This window comes from Cytophagaceae bacterium ABcell3 (assembly GCA_030913385.1).
Lineage (GTDB): Bacteria > Bacteroidota > Bacteroidia > Cytophagales > Cytophagaceae > ABcell3.
Window position 1 is genome coordinate 2178556 of sequence record CP133159.1, and the last position, 24140, is coordinate 2202695.

General features: G+C 41.1%; 14 protein-coding genes. 13 read left to right on the plus strand and 1 reads right to left on the minus strand.

All coding sequences use genetic code 11. The features are described 5' to 3' along the window. Positions 1–37 precede the first annotated feature (37 nt). The 8 genes from RCC89_08850 (at position 38) to RCC89_08885 (ending at position 12177) form a co-directional block, all read left to right on the plus strand. Positions 38–1147 (plus strand): glycosyltransferase family 1 protein, encoded by a 1110-nt coding sequence (locus tag RCC89_08850; protein ID WMJ73269.1) that lies wholly within the window; start codon positions 38–40, stop codon positions 1145–1147. A 12-nt stretch (positions 1148–1159) separates the two neighbouring features. Next, on the plus strand, positions 1160–2086 hold the full coding sequence (locus RCC89_08855; GenBank protein WMJ73270.1) for a glycosyltransferase: 927 nt from the start codon (positions 1160–1162) through the stop codon (positions 2084–2086). A 6-nt stretch (positions 2087–2092) separates the two neighbouring features. Further along, positions 2093–3277, plus strand: a complete 1185-nt coding sequence (locus RCC89_08860) for a glycosyltransferase (protein WMJ73271.1) — start codon at positions 2093–2095, stop codon at positions 3275–3277. Positions 3278–4022: 745 nt separating this feature from the next. After that, positions 4023–4595: a putative colanic acid biosynthesis acetyltransferase gene (locus RCC89_08865; GenBank protein ID WMJ73272.1), complete on the plus strand. Its 573-nt coding sequence runs from the start codon at positions 4023–4025 to the stop codon at positions 4593–4595. Next, positions 4588–5403 carry a glycosyltransferase family 2 protein gene (locus RCC89_08870; GenBank protein WMJ73273.1) on the plus strand — a complete coding sequence of 272 codons (816 nt, stop codon included), beginning with the start codon at positions 4588–4590 and terminating at the stop codon, positions 5401–5403. The genes RCC89_08865 and RCC89_08870 overlap by 8 nt, the downstream gene beginning before the upstream one ends. A gap of 690 nt (positions 5404–6093) precedes the next feature. Continuing rightward, positions 6094–6393 carry a GIY-YIG nuclease family protein gene (locus RCC89_08875; protein ID WMJ73274.1) on the plus strand — a complete coding sequence of 100 codons (300 nt, stop codon included), beginning with the start codon at positions 6094–6096 and terminating at the stop codon, positions 6391–6393. A 3491-nt stretch (positions 6394–9884) separates the two neighbouring features. After that, positions 9885–11435 (plus strand): hypothetical protein, encoded by a 1551-nt coding sequence (locus RCC89_08880; protein WMJ73275.1) that lies wholly within the window; start codon positions 9885–9887, stop codon positions 11433–11435. A gap of 130 nt (positions 11436–11565) precedes the next feature. Further along, a complete protein-coding gene (locus RCC89_08885) occupies positions 11566–12177 on the plus strand; it encodes an outer membrane beta-barrel protein (protein WMJ73276.1) in 612 nt (203 codons plus the stop codon). Positions 12178–12503: 326 nt separating this feature from the next. Here the strand turns inward: RCC89_08885 and RCC89_08890 are convergent, their stop codons facing one another. Next, positions 12504–13826, minus strand: coding sequence for an IS110 family transposase (locus RCC89_08890; protein WMJ73277.1), 1323 nt, complete (start codon positions 13824–13826; stop codon positions 12504–12506). Positions 13827–17252: 3426 nt separating this feature from the next. On the opposite strand from RCC89_08890, the gene RCC89_08895 reads away from it, so the two are divergent. From RCC89_08895 to RCC89_08915, 5 genes are all read left to right on the plus strand, one after another. After that, entirely contained in the window at positions 17253–19661 is a 2409-nt protein-coding gene (locus tag RCC89_08895; protein ID WMJ73278.1) for an SLBB domain-containing protein, read from the plus strand. 12 nt (positions 19662–19673) lie between these two features. After that, positions 19674–20825, plus strand: coding sequence for a Wzz/FepE/Etk N-terminal domain-containing protein (locus tag RCC89_08900; GenBank protein WMJ73279.1), 1152 nt, complete (start codon positions 19674–19676; stop codon positions 20823–20825). A gap of 312 nt (positions 20826–21137) precedes the next feature. Further along, a complete protein-coding gene (locus tag RCC89_08905; protein WMJ73280.1) occupies positions 21138–22010 on the plus strand; it encodes an N-acetylneuraminate synthase family protein in 873 nt (290 codons plus the stop codon). A gap of 62 nt (positions 22011–22072) precedes the next feature. Further along, positions 22073–23236 carry an HAD hydrolase family protein gene (locus RCC89_08910; GenBank protein WMJ73281.1) on the plus strand — a complete coding sequence of 388 codons (1164 nt, stop codon included), beginning with the start codon at positions 22073–22075 and terminating at the stop codon, positions 23234–23236. Between the two features lie 2 nt (positions 23237–23238). After that, on the plus strand, positions 23239–24105 hold the full coding sequence (locus RCC89_08915) for an N-acetylneuraminate synthase family protein (GenBank protein WMJ73282.1): 867 nt from the start codon (positions 23239–23241) through the stop codon (positions 24103–24105). The last annotated feature ends 35 nt before the right edge of the window (positions 24106–24140 follow it).

Genomic DNA, 24140 nt, shown 5'->3' on the forward strand with positions numbered 1-24140 from the left:
TTTTTTTGCTCATCCTTCATTTATGACATCCCAAAGCATGCCACGTTTTGCAGCCATGTTGTTGGAAGGGATGCGGGCAAAGGGACATAAAGTAGAGGTCTGGGCGCCGGAGCCGAAATTTTATAAGCTTCCCTTTCCTAAGATATTTAAAAAGTGGCTTGGCTATATAGATCAATATGTTATTTTTCCTGAATGGGTAAAAAAACAGGTAAAGAAACTGCCTGTAGATACACTTTTTGTATTTACAGATCATGCCCAGGGGCCTTGGGTGCCACTTGTAAGTAACCGACCTCATGTAATTCACTGCCACGACTTTCTGGCACAGCGTTCTGCCCTTGGAGAAATTCCTGAGAATCCTACAAGTTTTACAGGGCGTCTCTATCAGAAATTTATACGTAAGGGCTATTCAAAAGGCAAGAATTTTATTTCCGTTTCGGAAAAGACCCAGGAAGATCTGCACCGGTTTCTGAAGAGCAAAGTCTATGTGTCAGAAGTGGTGTATAATGGCTTGAACAGAAATTTTTATCCTCAAAATAGTGATGAAGCCCGTGAAGCTTTTGGAAAAGCGATAGCTAAGGATTTAAGCAAGGGGTATATTTTGCATGTAGGCGGTAATCAGTGGTATAAGCATCGGGCTGGTGTAATACAGATTTACGACTGTTGGAGAAATAATTTTGGAGGAGAAATACCACTTTTGCTCATAGGTGCTGAACCTACAGAGAAGTTGAGGCAAATAAGAGAAGGTTCCGCTTTCAAAAGGGATATTCACTTCCTGTCCGGAATAAGTGATGCACTGATCAACAGTGCGTATGCTGGGGCAAGTGTTTTTCTTTTCCCATCATTGGCAGAAGGTTTTGGCTGGCCCATTGCAGAGGCTATGGCCTGTGGTTGTCCTGTAATTACTACTGGAGAGGCACCTATGACCGAAGTGACGGGTGAGGCTGCTTTTTTTATTAAGAAAACTGTAGAAAACAGTGCCAAAACTCGTAATGCTGCTAATGTGCTTAATTCTGTAATTGCTTTACCTTTAGATGAAAGAGAAAAGTTAATCCAAAGGGGGATCAAAAATTCTAGACGTTTTGACAGTGAGGAGGCATTAAGTAAAATAGAAGAAATTTATAAGGTAATCCTGATTAGGTACAAATAAAAATATCTGGTAATGAATTTAGATAAAATACGTCATGTTAATATTGCCGTATGTGCAGACTTGAATATGGAAATAGGTCTTCATGTGGCATTATATTCCTGTTTGAAGTACATTAACCAAAATGCTTTTGTGATTTTCAATCTTTTTCTTAAGGATTATACCTCTCTTCATATTAACTCTTTACATACGTCTCTAAAGCCATTTTGTGACAGGTACAAGTTTAATGTTTTTGACGCCGATCAGATTGAAACTGGAAATGGAATAGGCCTTCATGGGAATAAGATGCCTTATTTAATAATAAATGTTCCTCACTATGTAGAATCCGATAAGGTTCTCTGTATAGATGCGGATATGGTGGTGAAAACTGACTTGTCTACTTTATTTGAGGAAGATTTAGAAAACTCAGTAGCCGGAGTTGTTCATGGAACAAAAGTTAATAGTTGCTGGAACAAAGAAAAGAACTTCCTTTTAAGTTTAGGTTTGTCGGGTGAGTCTGTTTATTTTAATACAGGTGTTGTGCTTATTAATATCAATGAGTGGAAAAAGAGGAGTGTTACAGAACGTTGCCTTAAACTGGCGTCGGAGTATCCAAATGATTTACATACAGCAGACCAGACCTTGCTTAATGCTGTAATCAATAATGAGGTTAAAATTATTTCATCTCATTATAATATTCATTGTTATCCATTGGGTAAAGCGCTAGAAACTGAGGCTGCTCCGGGTGTATATCATTTTTTGGGTAGTCCTAAACCATGGGAGATGGGTAGTGAATTTTTGCATCCTAATTATCAGTGGTTTAAGTCTTTTTTGGATCAGACTAGTAAGAAAGGGTATAAGTCATGGCATACACTTTCTTATCAAAAGTTAAAAAGGTTGTATAAAATTAAAGGGTCTTATTTTCGGATGGTTAAATCAAGATTTAAAACTAATAGAAGTTAATTCTGAATGAAACTACTTCGGGTTATAGCCAGTATGGATCCTGTCAGCGGAGGGCCTTGCCAGGGCATCAGAAATTCCATTCCTGAACAGGAGAAGTTGGGAGTTCATAACGAAGTGCTTTGTCTTGATGGTCCTTCTGCCTCTTATTTGGGTAAGGATAATTTTCCCATCCAGACCCTAGGGCCTGCGGAAAATCCCTGGAGGTACACTAAAGAATTTGTCCCTTGGCTGGTAAACAATCTTGCTCAGTATGATGCGGTTATTGTTCATGGGCTCTGGCTGTTTCATGGCTTTGCAGTTCTAAAAGCCTTGAAAATTTTAAGAAAAAAGTCGCCCAATAAGCTCCCCAGGTTTTTTGTTATGCCTCACGGCATGCTGGATCCATATTTTCAAAAAGCAGAAGGCCGGAAGCTAAAGGCGCTTAGAAATGTACTGTATTGGAAGTTTATAGAAAGTGAAGTCGTCAATGGTGCTGATGGGGTTTTGTTTACCTGCGAACAGGAACTGCTCCTGGCCAGGAAGCCTTTTAAGCCTTATCGACCTAAAAGGGAATTAAATATCGGTTATGGCGTCCCTGCGCCACCGGGAAAATCCGAAGCGCAAATAAAAGCTTTTCAAAATATTTGTCCAGGATTAAATGGGGCTTCATATATACTATTCCTCAGTAGAGTGCATGAGAAAAAAGGTGTGGATTTTCTAATCCAGGCTTATTTAAATACTAAAGCTCAGCATCCGGATTTGCCAATTCCAAAGCTGGTTGTTGCCGGCCCAGGCATGGATACGGAATATGGGGGGCAGTTAGAAAAAGTTGCTGCTGGGGATCCTGACATACTTTTTCCTGGGATGTTGAGTGGTGATGCGAAATGGGGCGCATTTTATGGCTGTGAGGCCTTTGTTTTGCCCAGTCACCAGGAGAATTTTGGCATTGCCGTGGCGGAGGCCCTGGCCTGTGGCAAGCCGGTGCTTATTTCGGACCAGGTGAATATTTGGCGGGAGATCAAAGAGGGTGGCGGTGGTATGGTAGCGCCGGATACTTTGGAGGGTACGGAACGTTTGTTGATGGCGTGGTTTGAAATGGAAGCGGAGGGTAAAAAGGATATGGGTTTAAATGCGCGGAAGGTTTTTGAGGGGAAGTTTTCGATAGGGCCTGCGGCGCAGAGGATGGTGGAGGTGATTGGTGATGTTATTTAAGTTGTTTGTTAGGTTCAGTGACGGTTGGTTATTGGAGATATTTATGTTAGACCTGACGATTAGATTGCTTCGTCGTTCCTCCTCGCAATGACGGTGGGGGACTGCGCAGTGACGGCTTTAACAACGTACGTCATTGCGAGGCACGAGATGGTTATAAGGTAAGCGGTGAAGGTGGTAATTATAGCAGTTGGTGCGCTAAAGTAATGCCGCGGCAATCTGTTTGTTAAGGCAGTGACGGTTGATTAATGGGGATATTGTGTTAGACCTGATGATTAGATTGCTTCGTCGTTCCTCCTCGCAATGACGGTGGGGGGCTGCGCAGTGACGGCTTTAACAACGTACGTCATTGCGAGGCACGAGATGGTTATAAGGTAAGGGGTGAAGTGATAGATTATAGCAGTTGGTGCGTTAAAGTAATGCCGCGGCAATCTGTTTGTTAGGTGCCGTGACGGTTGGTTAATGGGGGTATTTATGTTAGACCTGACGATTAGATTGCTTCGTCGTTCCTCCTCGCAATGACGTTGGGGGTGAGGTTGTTAATTGTGGGTAATGATATTAGACCTGACGGTGAGATTGCCTTTGCCGTCCCTCCTGGCAATGACCTTTGTTAGTGCTTCATCTTTGTAAGAGCGTGGTTGATGAATAGTATGAAATATAAATTAACAAATCTACAGATCTTTTCAAGCAATTTTATAATTTCGTGCTTGTTTTACCGTATTTAAAAGGTGTAAAGAATTAGTTACTAATGCATAATCAAAATACCCATACGGGGCCATCATTCTCTTTGAAAAACCGTTTGATGCGTGTGGTATGGGGAATTGTCTATATCTTGTTTTTTCGCTTTTCCCCAAGGCCTTTACATGCTTGGCGGGCTTTTTTGCTTAGCTTGTTCGGGGCGAAGGTGGGGAAGGGGGTGCATGTGTACCCTGGTGTAAACATTTGGGCGCCATGGAATTTGGAATTAGGGGATCATTGCGGTATTGCCAGTGATACAACATTGTATTCCCAGGGCAAAATCAGTATCGGCGCTTATGCTGTCATATCTCAGGGGGCGCATTTGTGTGCTGGTACCCATGATTATAACCAGCCAGGGTTTCCTTTGGTAACGAAACCCATTCATATTGGCGCTCATGCTTGGATAGCCGCAGAGGCTTTTGTCCATCCTGGGGTTACGGTCGGAGAAGGATGTGTGGTAGGTGCCAGGTCGGTGGTGACCAAAGACATGCCAGAATGGATGGTTTGTGCAGGGTTTGCCTGTAAGCCTTTGAAGGAAAGAGAATATATACTAAAAGATAACAAACCTGCTGTAGATGCTTGACCTTACCATTGCCATACCTGTAAAAAATGAAGAAAAACTTTTGCCGGGTTGTCTAGCGTCCATTGGGAAAGATTTTGTAAAAAAAATTGTAGTCATCGATTCTGGCAGCACAGACAAAACTTGTCAGATTGCCTGTACGTATGGGGTAGAGGTAGTTGATTTCAAATGGAATGGAAAGTTTCCTAAAAAACGGAATTGGTATTTGAGAAACCACACACCTGATACCACGTGGGTTTTGTTTTTGGATGCTGACGAATATTTAACAGACAGTTTTAAGCAAGAATTAAAAACAGCTTTGTCTGAGAAACATAAAGTTGGATTCTGGCTGAGTTATACTATTTACTTTCTTGGTAAGGAACTGAAGGGAGGATATCCTTTGCGCAAACTGGCTTTGTTTAAGGTCGGAGCTGGTGAATATGAAAAGATAGAAGAGGATAACTGGAGCAGGTTGGATATGGAGATTCACGAGCACCCGGTATTGAATGGAGAAGTCGGGACGATTAAGAGCAAGATTGACCATAGGGACTTCAGGGATATTTCACATTATATTGCAAAGCATAATGATTATTCAGACTGGGAGGCGTTTCGTTTCATAAAAAGTGCGGTAAACAAGTCTGGCTGGACTTGGAAACAACGTGTGAAATACCGTTTGATGAATAGTCCTTTTATTGGCCCTGCATATTTCTTTGGTAGTTTCTTTTTGATGGGGGGATTTAAAGATGGGGCACGTGGTCTGGCGTTTGCTATTATGAAGATGGCGTATTTTACGCAGATTTATTGTAAGATTAAGGAGAAGGTTGTACGATGATATGATGATGTGATGATGCGATTGTGGGGTGTGGGGTAATGATACTAGACCTGACGGTGAGATTGCTTCGTCGTCACCTCCTCGCAATGACGTTGGGGGTGATGATGTGAATAATGTTTACGGTGGGTTTTTATTATACTAGTCAAATATTTTAACTTGCAGGAAGCCAGAATTTAACCGTCATTGCGAGGCATTAGGTAGCGGTGGATAAAGTACTTGGTTTGTGATTTATAGCCTTTAGTTGCTTATGGAACAATGCCGCGGCAATCTGTTTGTGGTAAGCTGTGTTGGTTGATTGTTTGGGGGGTTGATATTAGACCTGACGATGAGATTGCTTCGTCGTTTCCTCCTCGCAATGACGTGGAGGGTAATGAGATTGTTCGTTGTTGGTTTGACGTTTATTATGTTTCGTTGTGGGTCTTCGTTAATATTAACCGTCATTGCGAGGCGTAAGATAGCGTAGGATAAAGTGCTTGGTTTGAAATTTTGGGCTTTTAGTTTCTTATGAAATAATGCCGCGGCAATCTGTTTGAGGTAAGCTGTGTTGGTTGATTGTTTGGGGGTTTGATACTAGACCTGACGATTAGATTGCTTCTTCGCATCTCTTCGCAGTGACGTGGAGGGTAAAGAGATTGCTTCTTCGCATCCCTTCTCAATGACGGTTGGGGGTGTTATTAATATTTTTTTAGCATGGAAAAAGGTGGTTCTGTTTATATTCTGACGAATAAAAGCCGTACTACGCTGTATATAGGTGTTACAGCAGATTTAGTTGCGAGAGTACAAGAGCATAGATATAAACTGTATCCAAATAGTTTTACTGCCCGTTATAATCTTACTGTACTTGTTTATTATGAAAATTTTCACAGTATAGAAGAGGCTATTGCAAGGGAGAAGCAGTTGAAAGGTGGGTCAAGGAAGAAGAAGGTTGAATTAATTGATAAGTTTAATCCTGAATGGAAGGACTTATATGAGGATGTTATGGATTGGTAAATGGCAGGATACTAGACCTGACGATGGATTGCTTCGTCGTTGCCTCCTCGCAATGACGTTGGGGTGGGGGTTATTAATTGTAGGTAATAATATTAGACCTGACGATGAGATTGCTTCGTCATTCTTCCTCGCAATGACGTTTGGGGGTGGGTGGTTGTTAATTGTGGGTAATGATATTAGACCTGACAATTAGATTGCTTCGTCGTTGCCTCCTCGCAATGACGTGGAGGTAGGTGGTTGTTGATTGTGGGGTATGATACTAGACCTGACGATGAGATTGCTTCGTCGTTCCTCCTCGCAATGACGTAGGGGTGGGTGTTTGTTAATTGTGGGTAATGATACTAGACCTGACGGTTAGATTGCTTCGTCGTACCTCCTCGCAATAACGTTGGGGGGGGTAATGATGTGATGAATAATGTTTACGGTGGGTTTTTATTATACTAGTCAAAGATTTTAATTTGCAGGAAGCCAGAATTTAACCGTCATTGCGAGGCGAGAGGTAGCGGTGGATAAAGTGCTTGGTTTGAAATTTAAAGGCTTTTAGTTTCTTATGAAAGAATGCCGCGGCAATCTGTTTGGGGTAAGCTGTGTCGGTTGATTGTTTGGGGGTAATACTAAACCTGACGGTGAGATTGCTTCGTCGTTGCCTCCTCGCAATGACGTGGAGGTAGGTGGTTGTTGATTGTGGGGTATGATACTAGACCTGACGATGAGATTGCTTCGTCGTTCCTCCTCGCAATGACGTAGGGGTGGGTGTTTGTTAATTGTGGGTAATGATACTAGACCTGACGGTTAGATTGCTTCGTCGTACCTCCTCGCAATAACGTTGGGGGGGGTAATGATGTGATGAATAATGTTTACGGTGGGTTTTTATTATACTAGTCAAAGATTTTAATTTGCAGGAAGCCAGAATTTAACCGTCATTGCGAGGCGAGAGGTAGCGGTGGATAAAGTGCTTGGTTTGAAATTTAAAGGCTTTTAGTTTCTTATGAAAGAATGCCGCGGCAATCTGTTTGGGGTAAGCTGTGTCGGTTGATTGTTTGGGGGTAATACTAAACCTGACGGTGAGATTGCTTCGTCGTTGCCTCCTCGCAATGACGTGGAGGTAGGTGGTTGTTGATTGTGGGGTATGATACTAGACCTGACGATGAGATTGCTTCGTCGTTCCTCCTCGCAATGACGTAGGGGTGGGTGTTTGTTAATTGTGGGTAATGATACTAGACCTGACGGTTAGATTGCTTCGTCGTACCTCCTCGCAATGACGTGGGGGTAGGTGGTTGTTAATTGTGGGGTATGATACTAGACCTGACGATAGATTGCTTCGTCGTTCCTCCTCGCAATGACGTTGTTGGTTTGACGTTTATTTTGTTTCGTTGTTCTTCTTCGTTATTTATTAACCGTCATTGCGAGGCATTAGGTAGCGGTGGATAAAGTGCTTAGTTTGAAATTTAGGGCTTTTAGTTTCTTATGAAACAATGCCGCGGCAATCTGTTTGGTCTTTGTCGTTTCGGTGCTTATTTGTGGAGTTTAATATTAGACCTGACGATTAGATTGTTTCGTCGTCACCTCCTCGCAATGACGTTTGGGGTAATGTGATGAATAATGTTTACGGTGGGTTTTTATTATACTAGTCAAAGATTTTAATTTGCAGGAATCCAGAATTTAACCGTCATTGCGAGGCGAGAGGTAGCGGTGGATAAAGTGCTTGGTTTGAAATTTAAAGGCTTTTAGTTTCTTATGAAAGAATGCCGCGGCAATCTGTTTGGGGTAAGCTGTGTCGGTTGATTGTTTGGGGGTAATACTAAACCTGACGGTGAGATTGCTTCGTCGTTGCCTCCTCGCAATGACGTGGAGGTAGGTGGTTGTTGATTGTGGGGTATGATACTAGACCTGACGATGAGATTGCTTCGTCGTTCCTCCTCGCAATGACGTAGGGGTGGGTGTTTGTTAATTGTGGGTAATGATACTAGACCTGACGGTTAGATTGCTTCGTCGTACCTCCTCGCAATGACGTGGGGGTAGGTGGTTGTTAATTGTGGGGTATGATACTAGACCTGACGATAGATTGCTTCGTCGTTCCTCCTCGCAATGACGTTGTTGGTTTGACGTTTATTTTGTTTCGTTGTTCTTCTTCGTTATTTATTAACCGTCATTGCGAGGCATTAGGTAGCGGTGGATAAAGTGCTTAGTTTGAAATTTAGGGCTTTTAGTTTCTTATGAAACAATGCCGCGGCAATCTGTTTGGTCTTTGTCGTTTCGGTGCTTATTTGTGGAGTTTAATATTAGACCTGACGATTAGATTGTTTCGTCGTCACCTCCTCGCAATGACGTTTGGGGTAATGTGATGAATAATGTTTACGGTGGGTTTTTATTATACTAGTCAAAGATTTTAATTTGCAGGAATCCAGAATTTAACCGTCATTGCGAGGCGAGAGGTAGCGGTGGATAAAGTGCTTGGTTTGAAATTTAAAGGCTTTTAGTTTCTTATGAAAGAATGCCGCGGCAATCTGTTTGGGGTAAGCTGTGTCGGTTGATTGTTTGGGGGTAATACTAAACCTGACGGTGAGATTGCTTCGTCGTTGCCTCCTCGCAATGACGTGGAGGTAGGTGGTTGTTGATTGTGGGGTATGATACTAGACCTGACGATGAGATTGCTTCGTCGTTCCTCCTCGCAATGACGTAGGGGTGGGTGTTTGTTAATTGTGGGTAATGATACTAGACCTGACGGTTAGATTGCTTCGTCGTACCTCCTCGCAATGACGTGGGGGTAGGTGGTTGTTAATTGTGGGGTATGATACTAGACCTGACGATTAGATTGCTTCGTCGTTGCCTCCTCGCAATGACGTTGAGGGGTGACGGTTAGGTTGTTCGTTGTTGGTTTGACGTTTATTTTGTTTCGTTGTTCCTCTTCGTTATTTATTAACCGTCATTGCGAGGCGCGAGGTTTTGATGGATTAAGGGGGGAAGTTTTTAGTTTTTAGCAGGTGGTGGGTTAAGTAATGCCGCGGCAATCTGTGTGGGTAAGCAGTGTCGGTTGATTGTTTGGGGGGTTGATATTAGACCTGACGATAGATTGCTTCGTCGTTTCCTCCTCGCAATGACGTTGGGGTGGGTGGTTGTTAATAGTGGGGTATGATACTAGACCTGACGATAGATTGCTTCGTCGTTCCTCCTCGCAATGACGTTTGGGGGTAATGAGATTGCTTCGTCGTTTCCTCCTCGCAATGACGTTGGGGTGGGTGGTTGTTAATTGTGGGGTAATGATACTAGACCTGACGATAGATTGCTTCGTCGTTACCTCCTCGCAATGACGTTTGGGGGATGAGATTGCTTCGTCGTTGCCTCCTCGCAATGACGGTTATTGATGATTCGATGATGTGATTAGGTAGCTTGGATTGTCGACTTTGGTGGTTAATTTATATTATAATTTATATTCCTGAGATACTGTGTATCGCATACTGATTTTACTTCTTTTATTTTCTTCATCAGGTTTGGCTCAGCCCTTCAATGTTCCTTTGAACCGGCATGTACACCAGGCGTATGAACCTTTTATTCACCAGGATGGGGAGATAAAGATGCATACTTCTATGCGGCCTTTTTTGCAGCCGCAGGCTGATACTGTTTTACAAGAAGATCCTTTATATGATTTTAAGCCTTATAAGATCAGTAGAAAAAGGTTTTTCGGACGGGCGCTTGATAATTTCTTGAACCATCATTTCATCAAAGTAGACACGGGAGATTTTTACCTAACCATAGATCCTTTGTTTGACTTTCAAAGGGGGATGGATATCAATAGGCGTCAACATACTTGGGTAAATACTCGCGGCGTTTGGGTAAGGGGGGCGATAGGCAAAAACTTTTCCTTTGAGTCTTCTTTTTATGAAAATCAGGCGGCTTTCCCCCACTATTTGGATTCATGGGTGCGGGAATATGACGTGGTACCTGGGCAAGGGCAACAGAAACCTTTTAAAGGACAGTTTTTTGACTACAATATGGCCATGGGGCATATTTCGTGGACGCCTTCCAAATACTTTAATGTCCGTGCAGGACATGGAAAACATTTTATAGGAGACGGTTACCGCTCGCTTTTGTTGTCAGACAATGCATTTGCTTATCCTTATATACAGTTGACCACCACCATCTGGAAGTTTCAATATACCAATATGTTTACCGAATTCTTGAACCTTGCCGAGGACAGGAATGTCACACACCCCAAAAAGTATTCCGCTTTTCACTACCTCAGTACCACCATTGGTAAACGGCTACAGGTCGGTTTGTTTGAAAATGTGATGTGGCATAGTGGCGATTCCATATCCAGAGGTTTTGATGTCAATTACCTGAACCCGGTCATTATGTACCGTCCCTTGGAGTTTGCACTCGGTTCAGAAGACAGGGCATTGATAGGGATTAACCTCAAATACCTTATTGGAGATAGGTTTTGGGTCTATGGACAAGGGGTAATAGATGATTTGAGACTTTCTGAGTTTAGAAACCCCACACATTACCGCCAAAAGTGGGGCTTTCAGACAGGTTTTGTATGGTTGGACGCCTTCAAGGTGGAAAACCTGAGGCTGCAAAGCGAATATAATCAAGTAAGTCCTTATACCTATACCCATCGTCTAGCCTCACAGACCTATACCCACTACAATCAGGCATTGGCGCATCCTTTAGGAGCTAATTTTAGAGAGAATGTGAATTTTATTAGCTATCGCTATAAGCGTTTTTTTATAGAAGGCAGATATTCTTATGCAATGTTTGGTGCTGATACGGGGAATGTTGCTTGGGGACAGAATGTTCTTTTAACAGAATCAGACATTAATATTCGTTCTAACCAGATTCCAGGAGAGATCGGCCAAGGTGTCACTACCCATCTGCACTGGTTCGGGTGTTTGTTTGCCTACATTATAAATCCGCATACCAATATGCGTTTTGAGGTAAACTTCATGCGCCGCTATCAACATTCTGAACTGGGACAGCAGGGAATGAATTTTGTTTCCGTAGGCTTAAGCACGAATCTACGAAACAAGTATTATGATTTTTAGTCAAAGTTCTTTTTCGGTTAAAGAAATTTTGTAGTAAGAAAGAAAAATATTTTTATTAAATTTGATGCTGAGGTACAAACAGTTCGGGTGTAACTTGGGTTGTACAAAGGTTTCTTATATTTTTACAGCTATGCGCAATATTCTACTATCTACTCTTGTACTATTTTTGTCGTTTCAGGCAAGCAGCCAAACTTTTATAGGGTTGCGGTCAGAGCCTGGGTTTGCCAACTTGCTTTTCTGGGACAAGCCTTCTTGGGGCTTTCAGTCGGAGTATCAGGAAATCCGTTCTAGGTTTGCCCATTCCGGTGGGGTAGAGTTTACCCACTACTTTAAAGAAGGAATCGGTATCCGTACAGGTTTGTTTTTGCTTAGCAACGGCTACAAAACCTACTACTCCAGGCAGCCTAATAATTACCCGGTGAGGGCAGATAGGATGTATTGTTATTACCTGTCCCTACCTGCGGAGATGATTATTTCCCAGGGCAACTTTTACCTTGCTTTTGGTCCTAATGTAAACTATCTCATTGCCAATCGTAGAACTTTCTCAGACGGACAAGCTGATTTTGAGTATAATGATATCCCCGCCCTTGCATTTGGATTAAAAATTGAGCCAGGTGTTCAGTTTTACATAGCCGACAAAATCCGCGGTTTCGCTGGTGTTTTTCTTCGTACTATGTATAATGCAAAAGGGAATATTAACTATGGTTTTACCGGAGGTGTTGCCTATCGTTTAGCTAGGTGATGTAGGTTTGTTAAAACAAACAATATAGCTGGCTTCCCGCACCTGTTGCGGGGGCTGTTTGGGGTTAAGGCAGGATGTATTCTTTTGAAATCATTAAATTGATCGCCTTATTAATAAACCTAATGAGCTAATGTCACCTAAAGCTCATTGTCCATTTTTCTTACCTTTTTTGCTTGTCCAAAAAAGGTAACCAAAAAAGGACACTATGGCTGAAAGGCATATTGCCACGCACTAAACGCACAACCTTTTCTTGACAGTGTAAGTGTTTAATACTAAACCTGACGATGAGATTGCTTCGTCGTTTCCTCCTACCGATGACGTATCTTTCAAACTTCCTCACAAACAGTAAGTTGGTATCCTAGGTTCTTTGCCGTTTTCATCAACCACTTTTCTCGCTGAATTTTCATTAGTTCTTCATATTTCTTTATTCCCCTTTCTGTATAGTCAAGCCCTTTAACCATTAACCGCCAATATAGAACAGCAAGTTTTCTAGCTGTTGCTTTCACAGCTACGCCAGGGCCTCGTTTGGCTTTTATTCTTCTGCCAAATGCGCCTAGTGCAATTTTTTTGCTCTCAATCAAACTTTGTGCAATCTGCCTGAAAATTTGCCCTGCTTTTGGCCTAAATTTCTTTTTTGCATTTTTTTTCATTTTCCCGGAATCATTCTGTCCGGGGGACAACCCTAGCCAAGATGTAAACTGTTTTTCCGAAGGCCACTTTTCTAGATCATACCCTACTTCAGCATAGAGTTGTAGCCATGTATAGTCCGTTATGCCAGGTAGGTCTGTAGCGTCTCTACCTGTAAATATTTTAATTAAATGGCCTCCCAGGTTATCTACCTGAGGTTTGTTGTGCCTGATCGGCTTACGGCCTTTTACTGACTCTATTTCGTCTTTGGCGTCTTTGTCCTGGTGGTACCTGTTACTTCTTTCCATCGCTTGCTGTATTTTTTTATCGCATTGGGAGATTTGCCCTTGGTAAAAAAGATACGCTTCGTAAGCTTGCTGTAAAGCAAATAGCCCAGCTTCTGTATAATGTCCCTCTAAAGCCTTCAATACCAAGTCCCCTTTTTTTTCCTTGATACTTTTATGGCAAAGGCTTAATAGTTTGTGCTTGTCCCTTTCTCCTTCTATGATTGCTTCTATGACTCTCAGGCCACTCGCTCCCTGTATTTGGTTTATAACCTCTTTGAGGCGGATATTCATTTCGGTTAAAGCTTTTTGCATATGGTTGATGTGCATCGATGCTGTTCTGATATGGTCCTCCCGCAACCTCTGATATCTCCTGATTTCTTTAACTTGCTCATCAGGCACAAAACACCGGTTCAACAGTCCGTAACTATGCAACTGCTGTATCCACTGACAGTCTTTAACATCTGTTTTTCGGCCGGGAACCTGTCTGGTCTGTCTTCCATCCACCAACCATACATCTAAACCGGCCTTTTCTAGTATCTCATATAAGATAACCCAGTAAACACCGGTAGCTTCCATCGCTACCGATTCGACGCCCTTTGACACCAGGTAATCACAGGCCAAACGAAATTCTTCTGTAAATGTACCAAAGGAGCGCACTTGCTCTCCTCCAACTGAGACAAAGATCTTCTTTGCCCCAATGTCTACTCCAGCAGCATTAGCTCTTAATTTTTCCATCGATCATATTAACTTTTAGTGATAAAATCCTGTACAGGAAGGAGATATCGCATGAAAGACTACCGAACGGACATTTCCAATTAAAAGAAAGTACCAAAATTTGTGACTCCATCCTTCCCAACCATACTCGCAAGCAGGCAATAGCACTAAATGTAACGCGGCCATGGGTACAGGTTCTACAAAAATAAAAATAATACACGTCATCTTATTTTGTGTGTTTGGCAGAGCCAAAAATTAGGTCTCGCAATGACGTTGGGGTAATGGGGTAATGTAAATGAATAGTGGGGCGGCATTTTTAAAAATCCGGCACCCCACAAGCCGCAATATGCCCACGCCAGCCATAGAGTCCCCGCCCGCCCTTAGTAGCTACCGGTCTGCTGATTATGAAGTTGTTTTTTTGGTCTACTTTTTGGCTCTTACCAGTTTGGAGGTTACCGCTGGCTTTGGGTGCTAGTTTTTTTAATAGATTGTAAAAACATCTTTTCCCTTTAATCCTGTCTATCCTTTCATCCTGAAAATCCCGGTTCAGACAGTATATTACTAGACCTGACGGTGAGATTGCTTCGTCGTTCCTCCTCGCAATGACGTTGGGGTAAAAGGTCTAAAACAAACAATATAGTTCATGCCGATAAAAAATCGGCACTACATTCAAATCTTTACACCATCAAAGCAAATGCCAGCGTCTGACAGATCCTTCTTGCCTCCATACGCCGTCAGGTCTTTGGACGCTGACGGGTAAGCCCACCCGCCCTTAGTAGCTACCGGACTGCTGATTATTGTGTTAATCTATTTGTCTACTTTTCGGCCCTTGCCAGTTTGGAGGTTATTACAAGCTTCGGGTGTTAGTTTTTTTGATAGATTGTAAAAACATCTTCCCTTTAATCCTGTCTATCCTTTCATCCTGAAAATCCCGGTTCAGACAGTTGTTTTAAACGCTAAAAATAAACAATATAGCTGTCTCCCCGCACCTGTTGCGGGGTCTGTTGGGGTAAGGTAGGATGTGACTTTCCAAATATTAAACTATGTCAATAAGCTGTGTTGGTTGATTGTTTGCGGGAGCGTATTAAATACCCAAGTTGATTACTACCTGTCAGCGTCCTTTGGTCCTGACAGCGTAAGTGTTAAACAACCTGACGATGAGATTGCTTCGTCGTTCCTCCTCGCAATGACGTTGGGGTAAAAGGTCTAAAACAAACAATATAGTTCATGCCGATAAAAAATCGGCACTACATTCAAATCTTTACACCATCAAAGCAAATGCCAGCGTCTGACAGATCCTTCTTGCCTCCATACGCCGTCAGGTCTTTGGACGCTGACGGGTAAGCCCACCCGCCCTTAGTAGCTACCGGACTGCTGATTATTGTGTTAATCTATTTGTCTACTTTTCGGCCCTTGCCAGTTTGGAGGTTATTACAAGCTTCGGGTGTTAGTTTTTTTGATAGATTGTAAAAACATCTTCCCTTTAATCCTGTCTATCCTTTAATCCTGAAAATCCCGGTTCAGACAGTTGTTTTAAACGCTAAAAATAAACAATATAGCTGTCTCCCCGCACCTGTTGCGGGGTCTGTTTGGGTTAAGGACTTGTGGTTGTTTAATTGATCAGTAACGATACCAATTATGAGTGAAGGTTTTAATTAGCAGAAAAACCAGAATGTAACCGTCATTGCGAGGCACGAGGTAATAGTGGGTAAAGTTCTTTGGGTTGAATTTTAAGTCTTTAAGTTTCTTATGAAAAAATGCCGCGGCAATCTGTTTGCGGTAAGCTGTGCTGGTTGATTCTTTGTGGGGAATAGTACTAGACCTGACGATTATAGCATTATCAAATTATTAAGGTGATCACCTTGTTAATAAACCTAATGAGCTAATGTTACCTAAAGCTCATTCTCCATTTTTTCTTACCTTTTTTGCTTGTCCAAAAAAGGTAACCAAAAAAGGACACTATGGCTGAAAGGCATATTGCCACGCACTAAACGCACAACCTTTTCTTGACAGTGTAAGTGTTTAATACTAAACCTGACGATGAGATTGCTTCGTCGTTTCCTCCTCGCAATGACGTTGGGGTAATGGGGTAATGTAAATGAATAGTGGGGCGGCATTTTTAAAAATCCGGCACCCCACAAGCCGCAATATGCCCACGCCAGCCATAGAATCCCCACCCGCCCTTAGTAGCTACCGGACTGCTGATTATTGTGTTAATCTATTTGTCTACTTTTCGGCCCTTGCCAGTTTGGAGGTTATTACAAGCTTCGGGTGTTAGTTTTTTTGATAGATTGTAAAAACATCTTCCCTTTAATCCTGTCTATCCTTTCATCCTGAAAATCCCGGTTTAGACAGTTGTTTTAAACGCTAAAAATAAACAATATAGCTGTCTCCCCGCACCTGTTGCGGGGTCTGTTTGGGTTAAGGACTTGTGGTTGTTTAATTGACCAGTAACGATACCAAAGTTATATTCCCTCTTCCCTGGACACTTCTTTATGTCATCCTGACGCAGGAAGGATCTGTTTGGGGGGAGCTGTGTTGGTTGATTGTTTGTGGAAGCGTATTAAATACCCAAGTTGATTACTACCTGTCAGCGTCCTTTGGTCCTGACAGCGTAAGTGTTAAATAACCTGACGGTGAGATTGCTTCGTCGTTCCTCCTCGCAATGACGTTGGGGTAAAAGGTCTAAAACAAACAATATAGTTCATGCTGATAAAAAATCGGCACTACAATCAAATCTTTACACCATCAAAGCAAATGCCAGCGTCTGACAGATCCTTCTTGCCTCCATACGCCGTCAGGTCTTTGGACGCTGACGGGTAAGCCCACCCGCCCTTAGTAGCTACCGGGCTGCTGATTATTGTGTTAATCTATTTGTCTACTTTTCGGCTCTTGCCAGTTTGGAGGTTATTACAAGCTTCGGGTGTTAGTTTTTTTGATAGATTGTAAAAACATCTTCCCTTTAATCCTGTCTATCCTTTCATCCTGAAAATCCCGGTTCAGACAGTTGTTTTAAACGCTAAAATAAACAATATAGCTGCCTCCCCGCACCTGTTGCGGGGTCTGTTGGGGTAAGGTAGGATGTGACTTTCCAAATATTAAACTATGTCAATAAGCTGTGTTGGTTGATTGTTTGCGGGAGCGTATTAAATATCCAAGTGATTATTACCTGTCAGCGTCCTTTGGTCCTGACAGCGTAAGTGTTAAATAACCTGACGATAGATTTCTTCGTCGTTCCTCCTACCGATGATGTGGTGGGGGTATCCTGACGAAAGATTGTAAACTTTAGCGGTTAACAGTTTTTTTAGAAAAATGTTCACGGTTTCTTTATTTTTTAGATACTATATATATCATCTTTTATAAAATCTCGTTTTAAATATGTAATTTTGACAAGGTGTTGATTTTAACCTTTAAAAAACGTAGTACATTTAATTCATATTAATGAACATGTGTTTCTTCAATACAAGGATTGCTGTTTTATTTCTTGTAGTTTTTCAATTGTTGTTTATAGCTGATCATTCTTATGGTCAGCAAAACCTGTCTGCTAGGGACTTGCAGAATATCAATGTCGATGAGCTTTCTGATGATCAGATTAGAAACTTTATTAAGCAGGCTGAAAAGAGTGGGTATAGTGAACAGGAGTTGGAAATGGCAGCGCGTGCTAAAGGTATGAAGGCTGATCAAATTGCTAAACTTAGAGAAAGGGTAAACCAACTGTCAATGCAGCAGGACTCTGCTATGGCAGAAGCAGATAATAAAGAAGTCATAGAAGATGCTGATGATGACCATGATGTTTCTTTAGCTAAGATAAAGGAACAAACTTTGAAAGCAGCTCAAGAAGATAGTGTATTGAGGGACAGCAATAGGGTTTACGGGTTTAACCTTTTTAATACCAAAAACCTTACTTTTGAACCGAGCATTAACATTCCTACACCCAAAAACTACCAGCTTGGTGCGGGAGATGAGTTGGTTATCGATATATGGGGAGCTTCGCAACAGAACTATCGTCAAACCATCAGTCGCGAAGGTACTATTAATATTGTTGGTATAGGGCCGGTATATGTAAATGGCCTCAATGTAGATCAAGCATCTAATAGGATTATCAACCGTTTGTCATCTATATATAGTGGCCTTAAAACAAGTGGGGGACGAGCTGCCAATACCTATGCCCAAGTAAGTCTTGGTCGGGTGAGAAGTATTAAGGTCAGTCTTGTAGGCGAGGTAGAAACACCAGGGACATATACCTTGTCATCCTTGTCTACTGTATTTAACGCTTTGTATGTTTCAGGCGGCCCCTCTGAAAACGGGTCTTTCCGAAATATTGAAGTTTGGAGGGAGAATAAAAAGATAGCTGTATTAGATGTATATGACTTTTTGGTGCAAGGAGACCAGCAAAATAACATCAGATTGCAAGATCAGGATATTATCCGCATAAGGCCTTATGATCAACGTGTTAGAATAGAGGGAGAGGTTAAACGAGAAGGTTTCTTTGAAATGAAAAAAGGAGAAACTGTAGAGGATCTTTTGGAGTTCGCCGGAGGGTTTTCTGATCGTGCTTATACAAATAGAGTAAAGATTAAGAGGAACACAGGCAAAGAACGGAGGATGTTGGATATACTTATGGCGGATGCTCGAAACCTTATATTAGATAATGGAGATGTTGTTTATGTGGACCCTATCTTGGATAGGTTTGAAAATCGTGTAGAAATAGTAGGAGCAGTGTTCCGTGAAGGGGATTTTGAGCTATCGGAAGGTATGACTGTAAAAGGACTTATTGACAAAGCCGATGGACTTCGTGGGGATGCTTACCTTCACCGTGCCGCAATATATAGAACCCGTGATGACTTTACCATTGAAGTATTGCCAATCGACTTGACAAAGATCATGAATGGTGAAAGTGAGGATATTGAGCTTGTAAGGGAAGACCTTATTAGGGTGTCTTCAATTTATGAATTAAGGGACAAGTTTAGCGTCTCTATTTCGGGGGATGTGCATAAAGAGGGAGATTTTCCTTATATGGAAAACCTGACATTGAAGGACTTTATTTTACAAGCTGGCGGGTTCAAAGAGTCTGCATCTATAGAAAGGATAGAGGTGGCCAGACGTGTGCGTAATGCAGACCCGACTTCAGCTAAGAGTAAAATTGCAGAAGTGTACCACTTTGATGTTGATGAGAACCTAAGCTTGAGTGATAAAGATTCAGAGTTTGTGCTAAGTCCATTCGACCATGTTTATGTCAGGAGAGCACCGGGATATGAAGTGCAACATAATGTAGAAATTGAAGGAGAGGTCTTGTATCCTGGACGTTATGCTATACAGGATAAAGATGAGCGAATTTCTGATTTACTGGCAAGATCAGGAGGCTTAACTGCATCTGCCTACCCAAGGGGTGCCAGATTGGAACGGAAGTTAGCCAATACTGGGACAGTAGATATAGATTTGCACAAAATTATGGAGAAGCCCAAAGGAGACGAAGATTTAATATTAATGGAGGGTGATGTGCTAAAGATTCCTTTAAAACTTCAAACAGTAAAAGTTAAAGGAGAAGTGCTATTTCCTAGAAGTGTGCGGTATGAAGAAAACAGAAGCTTCAAAAACTACGTATCTCAGGTAGGGGGATTCAATAAACAAGCCTTGAGAAGGAAAACCTACGTGGTTTATGCCAATGGAGAAGTGGCACGGACAAGGAATTATCTGCTTTTTAAAGATTACCCAAAGGTAGAACGTGGAGCAGAGATTATTGTTCCAGAGAAACCAGAAAGAAGAAAAATGACTACTCAGGAAGCGCTAGGATTGGGTACTGGGTTTGCTTCGCTCGGTATGGTTATTGTTACCCTGATTAATATGCTTAATTAATGTCGGTTAAGAATGAAAGAAGCGGAAACTAAAGATACAGTTTTTGAAGGAAAAGAAGTTTTGACTAATCTCCCAGAAGATGACAATGATTCTAATCTTCTAGAAACTTTCAAGATTCTTTGGGATGGCAGATCCTTGATTTTGAAGTCATGCCTAATAGGGGCAGTTTTAGGTATTTTGTATGGTTTCGTAAGTCAAGAAGAGTATGAGACCAGAGTCAAGCTTTTACCTGAAATTAATTCCGGAAAAGGGAATGGTATGCTTAACAAGTTAGGAGGGCTTGCTGCTCTCGGTGGGCTAAATTTAGAAGGGATGGGTGGATCAGATGCTGTAAGGCCAGATTTGTACCCAGACATTGTTAATAGCATGGCTTTTGGTGCTTTTTTAATGAAAGAAAATGTTTATCTGGTTGATTCAGACACAAGTGTTCAGGTTTACGATTATTTAATTGCTAAAAGTGGTAGAAGCCCTTTTTCTTATGTCAAGAAATACACTTTAGGTTTGCCAGGATTGTTGTTTCACAAAGAGGATAATGATTCATTAAATTCGGTTGTTAAACAGGAATTTATTACTTTGAAGTTTAGTAAAGAGGAAAGTGCTATTGTAGAAAATATCCAAAAGAGAGTGTCGGCAGAAATAGATAAAAAATCTGGAATTATTACTATAACTGCAAAAATGCCTGATCCATATGTAGCTGCTTTCGTCGCTGATAAGTCAGTTAGGTACCTTACAAGTTATGTAGCGGATTATCGTTTGGAAAAGGCCAAGTTAAACCTTGATTTTATACAAGAAAGACACAAAGAAGCTGAAGCGAAATATAGGAAGTCTCAAAAAGCTTTGGCAAAATTTCGAGATCAAAATAGGAATATTATATCTGCATCAGTCAGGACAGATGAAGAGTTCTTGCAGTCAGAGTTTAACCTTGCCTATAATATTTACAACAGTCTTGCTCAGCAGCTGGAACAAGCGCAGATTACTGTTCAGGAGGAAACTCCTGTTTTTAAGGTTCTAGAGCCTGTAAGTGTACCTGTTTATAAGAGTGAGCCCAAACGCGGGTTAATATTAATAGGATTTTTGTTTTTAGGTTTAGTATTTGCTTGTTTTGTTGTCTATATAAAAGGACAATATGCAAAGACAAATAGCTTTCACTTTCTATTTAAATAGGTAATTTGAATAGGCGTGGATGTAGGAGTTGAATATTAGTGTTAATACCCATCTACTTTTCTGACTGGCAGTAACATTAATAGGATTACTTTTTGGGCATCTTGAAAGTTTGAAGCTTTTATTTGTGTTATTATATGTTATAGCCTCTAAGTCCTAGATGGAAGTGTATGTGCAAATGTTAGGAAATAAACAAGGTCTTTCCGTGAGGCAGAAGCTGCTAAACGAGTATTGGTAGGCTGTTTTTTTTAGAAATAACATTGATTAAATAAATGGGAAACCCAAAATATTATTATAAGATAACATAGATTTTTCATGAATACACCAAAAGTTATAGCAGAAATAGGCTGCAACCACAAAGGCGATATTGAAATAGCCAAAGAGCTAGTGAAGGTTGCCAAGATATTTTGTAAAGCTGATGTTGTTAAATTTCAGAAGCGTAACAACAGGGAACTATTAACCCCTGAACAGTATGATGCACCGCATCCTAATCCTGCAAATTCCTATGGCAGTACTTATGGGGAACATCGTGAGTATCTTGAATTTACTGCAGAGCAGCATGCAGAGTTGAAAAGATACTGTGATGAGTTTGAAATAGTATATTCTACTTCAGTATGGGATCTGACATCTGCCAAAGAAATAGCAGCACTTAACCCGGAACTTATAAAAATACCTTCTGCCTGCAATAACCACTATGAAATGCTCGGATGGCTGTGCCAGAACTATAAAGGCGAGATACATGTGTCAACCGGAATGACTACAAAAGATGAAATAGAGGAATTAATTAACTTTTTTGTAGAAAAAGGTCGTAACAAGGATCTGGTAGTTTATAACTGCACCTCAGGTTATCCTGTTCCGTTTGAAGATATCTGTCTTTTAGATATTCTGACGCTGAAGGAGAAATATGGAGATAAAGTTAAAGCTATAGGTTTCTCTGGTCATCATTTGGGAATAGCCGTTGATGTAGCAGCCTGTACACTGGGTGCGGAATGGATAGAAAGGCATTATACACTTGACAGGACGTGGAAAGGGACAGATCACTCCGCATCCTTAGAACCTGATGGACTTAGAAGACTTGTAAGAGACCTGAATGTTGTTAAGAAAGCTTTGACACATAAACATAAAGATGTACTTGATATTGAAGAAGTGCAGCGTGTGAAACTAAAGTACAGAAAGCCTGTCAACTAATAATTAATACATAAACTTAAGCGTAAAAGCTATTTGTCATAAGATAGCTTTTATTTTTTATTATGAAATCAGTAGCGATAATTCCGCTTCGTAAGGGTTCTAAAGGTATTCCAGGTAAGAATACAAAGAAGCTTTTAGGGCGGTCATTATATCAATGGGTTCTCTCTGAAGCTATATTTAGCGACCTTGATGAAATTTACATATTTTCTGATGACCCCGAACTTAAAGCGAGAGTTGAAAAGGATTATCTCTGGACAGATAAAGTCAAATTTTGGGAACGTAGTAAATGCTCTGCTACCGATACAGCAAGCACCGAAGCGGGGATGCTGGAATTAGCAGAAAGCTTAAACTATGATTTTGATATCTTTTGTCTTCTTCAGGCTACATCCCCTTTTACTAAATCTGAAGATATAAACGCAGTCCTGAATAAGCTTAAGAATAAAGAGGCTGATTCAGTGTTGACAGTGGTAAACTCTAAAAGATTTATCTGGTCCGAAGATGGAGAAAGCCTGAATTATAAATATATGGAAAGGCCCAGAAGACAGGACTTCCAAGGTCTTTTTATAGAAAATGGAGCCGTCTATGCTATTAAAAAAGATGTTTATCTTGAAACTAAAAACAGGCTAGGAGGGAATATTGCTTTGGTTGAAATGTCTGAAGAAACCTTTACTGAAATTGACGAGCCTTCTGACTGGACAGTAGTTGAGCAGTTGCTTCATAACCGTCTTATACAAGGTAAAAATCTTCAAAGTAAAACAAAGGCTTTAGTTTTGGATGTGGATGGGGTTTTTACAGGAGGAAATGTTTTGACAGGACCTGATGGAGAACTTGCCAAATCGTTTAGTCTTAGGGATGGAATGGGTTTTGAAATTGCGCGTGAAAATCAGTTAATGCTTATAGTGATTACTTCTGAAGACAGTCCCATTGTTGATAGGAGAATGGAAAAGCTCAAAATAGAAAATTACTATAAAGGAGTTAAAGATAAATATGCCTTGCTGGATCAAATCTGCAAAATCAATAATATAAGAAGGTGTGAAATAGCTTATGTTGGGGATGATATTAATGATTTAGCTAATATGTTGAGTGTAAATTGGAGTTTGACTCCTAATAATGCTGTAGAAAAAATAAAATTTTCTGCAGATTTTGTCCTTCAGTCCCAAGGGGGAGATAAAGCTATCAGAGAAGCAATTGAGATGATTTTGAAAATAAATAACCGGCTAAAATAATAATGAATACACCAAAAGTCATAGCAGAAATAGGCTGCAACCACAAGGGCGATATGGAAATAGCCAAAGAGCTAGTGAAAGTTGCCAAAATATTTTGTAAAGCCGATGTTGTTAAATTTCAGAAACGCAATAACAAAGAGCTTTTAACTCCCGAGCAATATGCTGCCCCACACCCCAACCCAGCTAATTCATATGGAGATACATATGGAGAGCATAGGGAATTTTTGGAATTTACGGCTGATCAACATGCAGAACTGAAGCGTTATTGCGAAGAACTTGACATCACATATTCCACTTCTGTCTGGGACCTAACCTCTGCCAAGGAAATTGCGGCTCTAAAGCCTTCTTTGATAAAGATACCTTCAGCATGCAACAATCATTATGAAATGTTGGGGTGGCTTTGTGATCATTATGAAGGTGAATTACATGTATCTACAGGTATGACCACTAAACAGGAAATTGATGACCTGATCAGGTTTTTTGTAGAGAGAGGGCGTAATAAAGATTTGGTTGTTTATAATTGCACATCGGGTTATCCGGTGCCATTCGAAGATATTTGCCTTTTAGATATAGTTACATTAAAGGAAAAGTATGGAGACAAGGTGAAAGCTATAGGTTTCTCCGGTCACCATTTGGGTATTGCTGTAGATGTGGCCGCTTATACATTGGGTGCAGAATGGATTGAACGGCATTATACACTTGACCGTACATGGAAGGGCACAGATCACTCAGCATCTTTAGAGCCTGACGGCCTGCGGAGGATCGTCCGTGACTTGCATGCTGTACAGAAAGCATTGACATTTAAGCCAAAAGATGTACTTGATATAGAAGAGGTACAGCGAAAAAAATTGAAGTTTAGGGTAAGTTAAAAACTTTAATTTTATTTGGTATATTAGTATGTTAA

Bases quoted from the DNA above. Each gene is read 5' to 3' on its own strand.
- RCC89_08850 (WMJ73269.1), top strand. From the start codon at position 38: ATGCCACGTTTTGCAGCCATGTTGTTGGAAGGGATGCGGGCAAAGGGA.
- RCC89_08855 (WMJ73270.1), top strand. From the start codon at position 1,160: ATGAATTTAGATAAAATACGTCATGTTAATATTGCCGTATGTGCAGAC.
- RCC89_08860 (WMJ73271.1), top strand. From the start codon at position 2,093: ATGAAACTACTTCGGGTTATAGCCAGTATGGATCCTGTCAGCGGAGGG.
- RCC89_08865 (WMJ73272.1), top strand. From the start codon at position 4,023: ATGCATAATCAAAATACCCATACGGGGCCATCATTCTCTTTGAAAAAC.
- RCC89_08870 (WMJ73273.1), top strand. From the start codon at position 4,588: ATGCTTGACCTTACCATTGCCATACCTGTAAAAAATGAAGAAAAACTT.
- RCC89_08875 (WMJ73274.1), top strand. From the start codon at position 6,094: ATGGAAAAAGGTGGTTCTGTTTATATTCTGACGAATAAAAGCCGTACT.
- RCC89_08885 (WMJ73276.1), top strand. From the start codon at position 11,566: ATGCGCAATATTCTACTATCTACTCTTGTACTATTTTTGTCGTTTCAG.
- RCC89_08890 (WMJ73277.1), bottom strand. From the start codon at position 13,826: ATGGAAAAATTAAGAGCTAATGCTGCTGGAGTAGACATTGGGGCAAAG.
- RCC89_08895 (WMJ73278.1), top strand. From the start codon at position 17,253: ATGTGTTTCTTCAATACAAGGATTGCTGTTTTATTTCTTGTAGTTTTT.
- RCC89_08900 (WMJ73279.1), top strand. From the start codon at position 19,674: ATGAAAGAAGCGGAAACTAAAGATACAGTTTTTGAAGGAAAAGAAGTT.
- RCC89_08905 (WMJ73280.1), top strand. From the start codon at position 21,138: ATGAATACACCAAAAGTTATAGCAGAAATAGGCTGCAACCACAAAGGC.
- RCC89_08910 (WMJ73281.1), top strand. From the start codon at position 22,073: ATGAAATCAGTAGCGATAATTCCGCTTCGTAAGGGTTCTAAAGGTATT.
- RCC89_08915 (WMJ73282.1), top strand. From the start codon at position 23,239: ATGAATACACCAAAAGTCATAGCAGAAATAGGCTGCAACCACAAGGGC.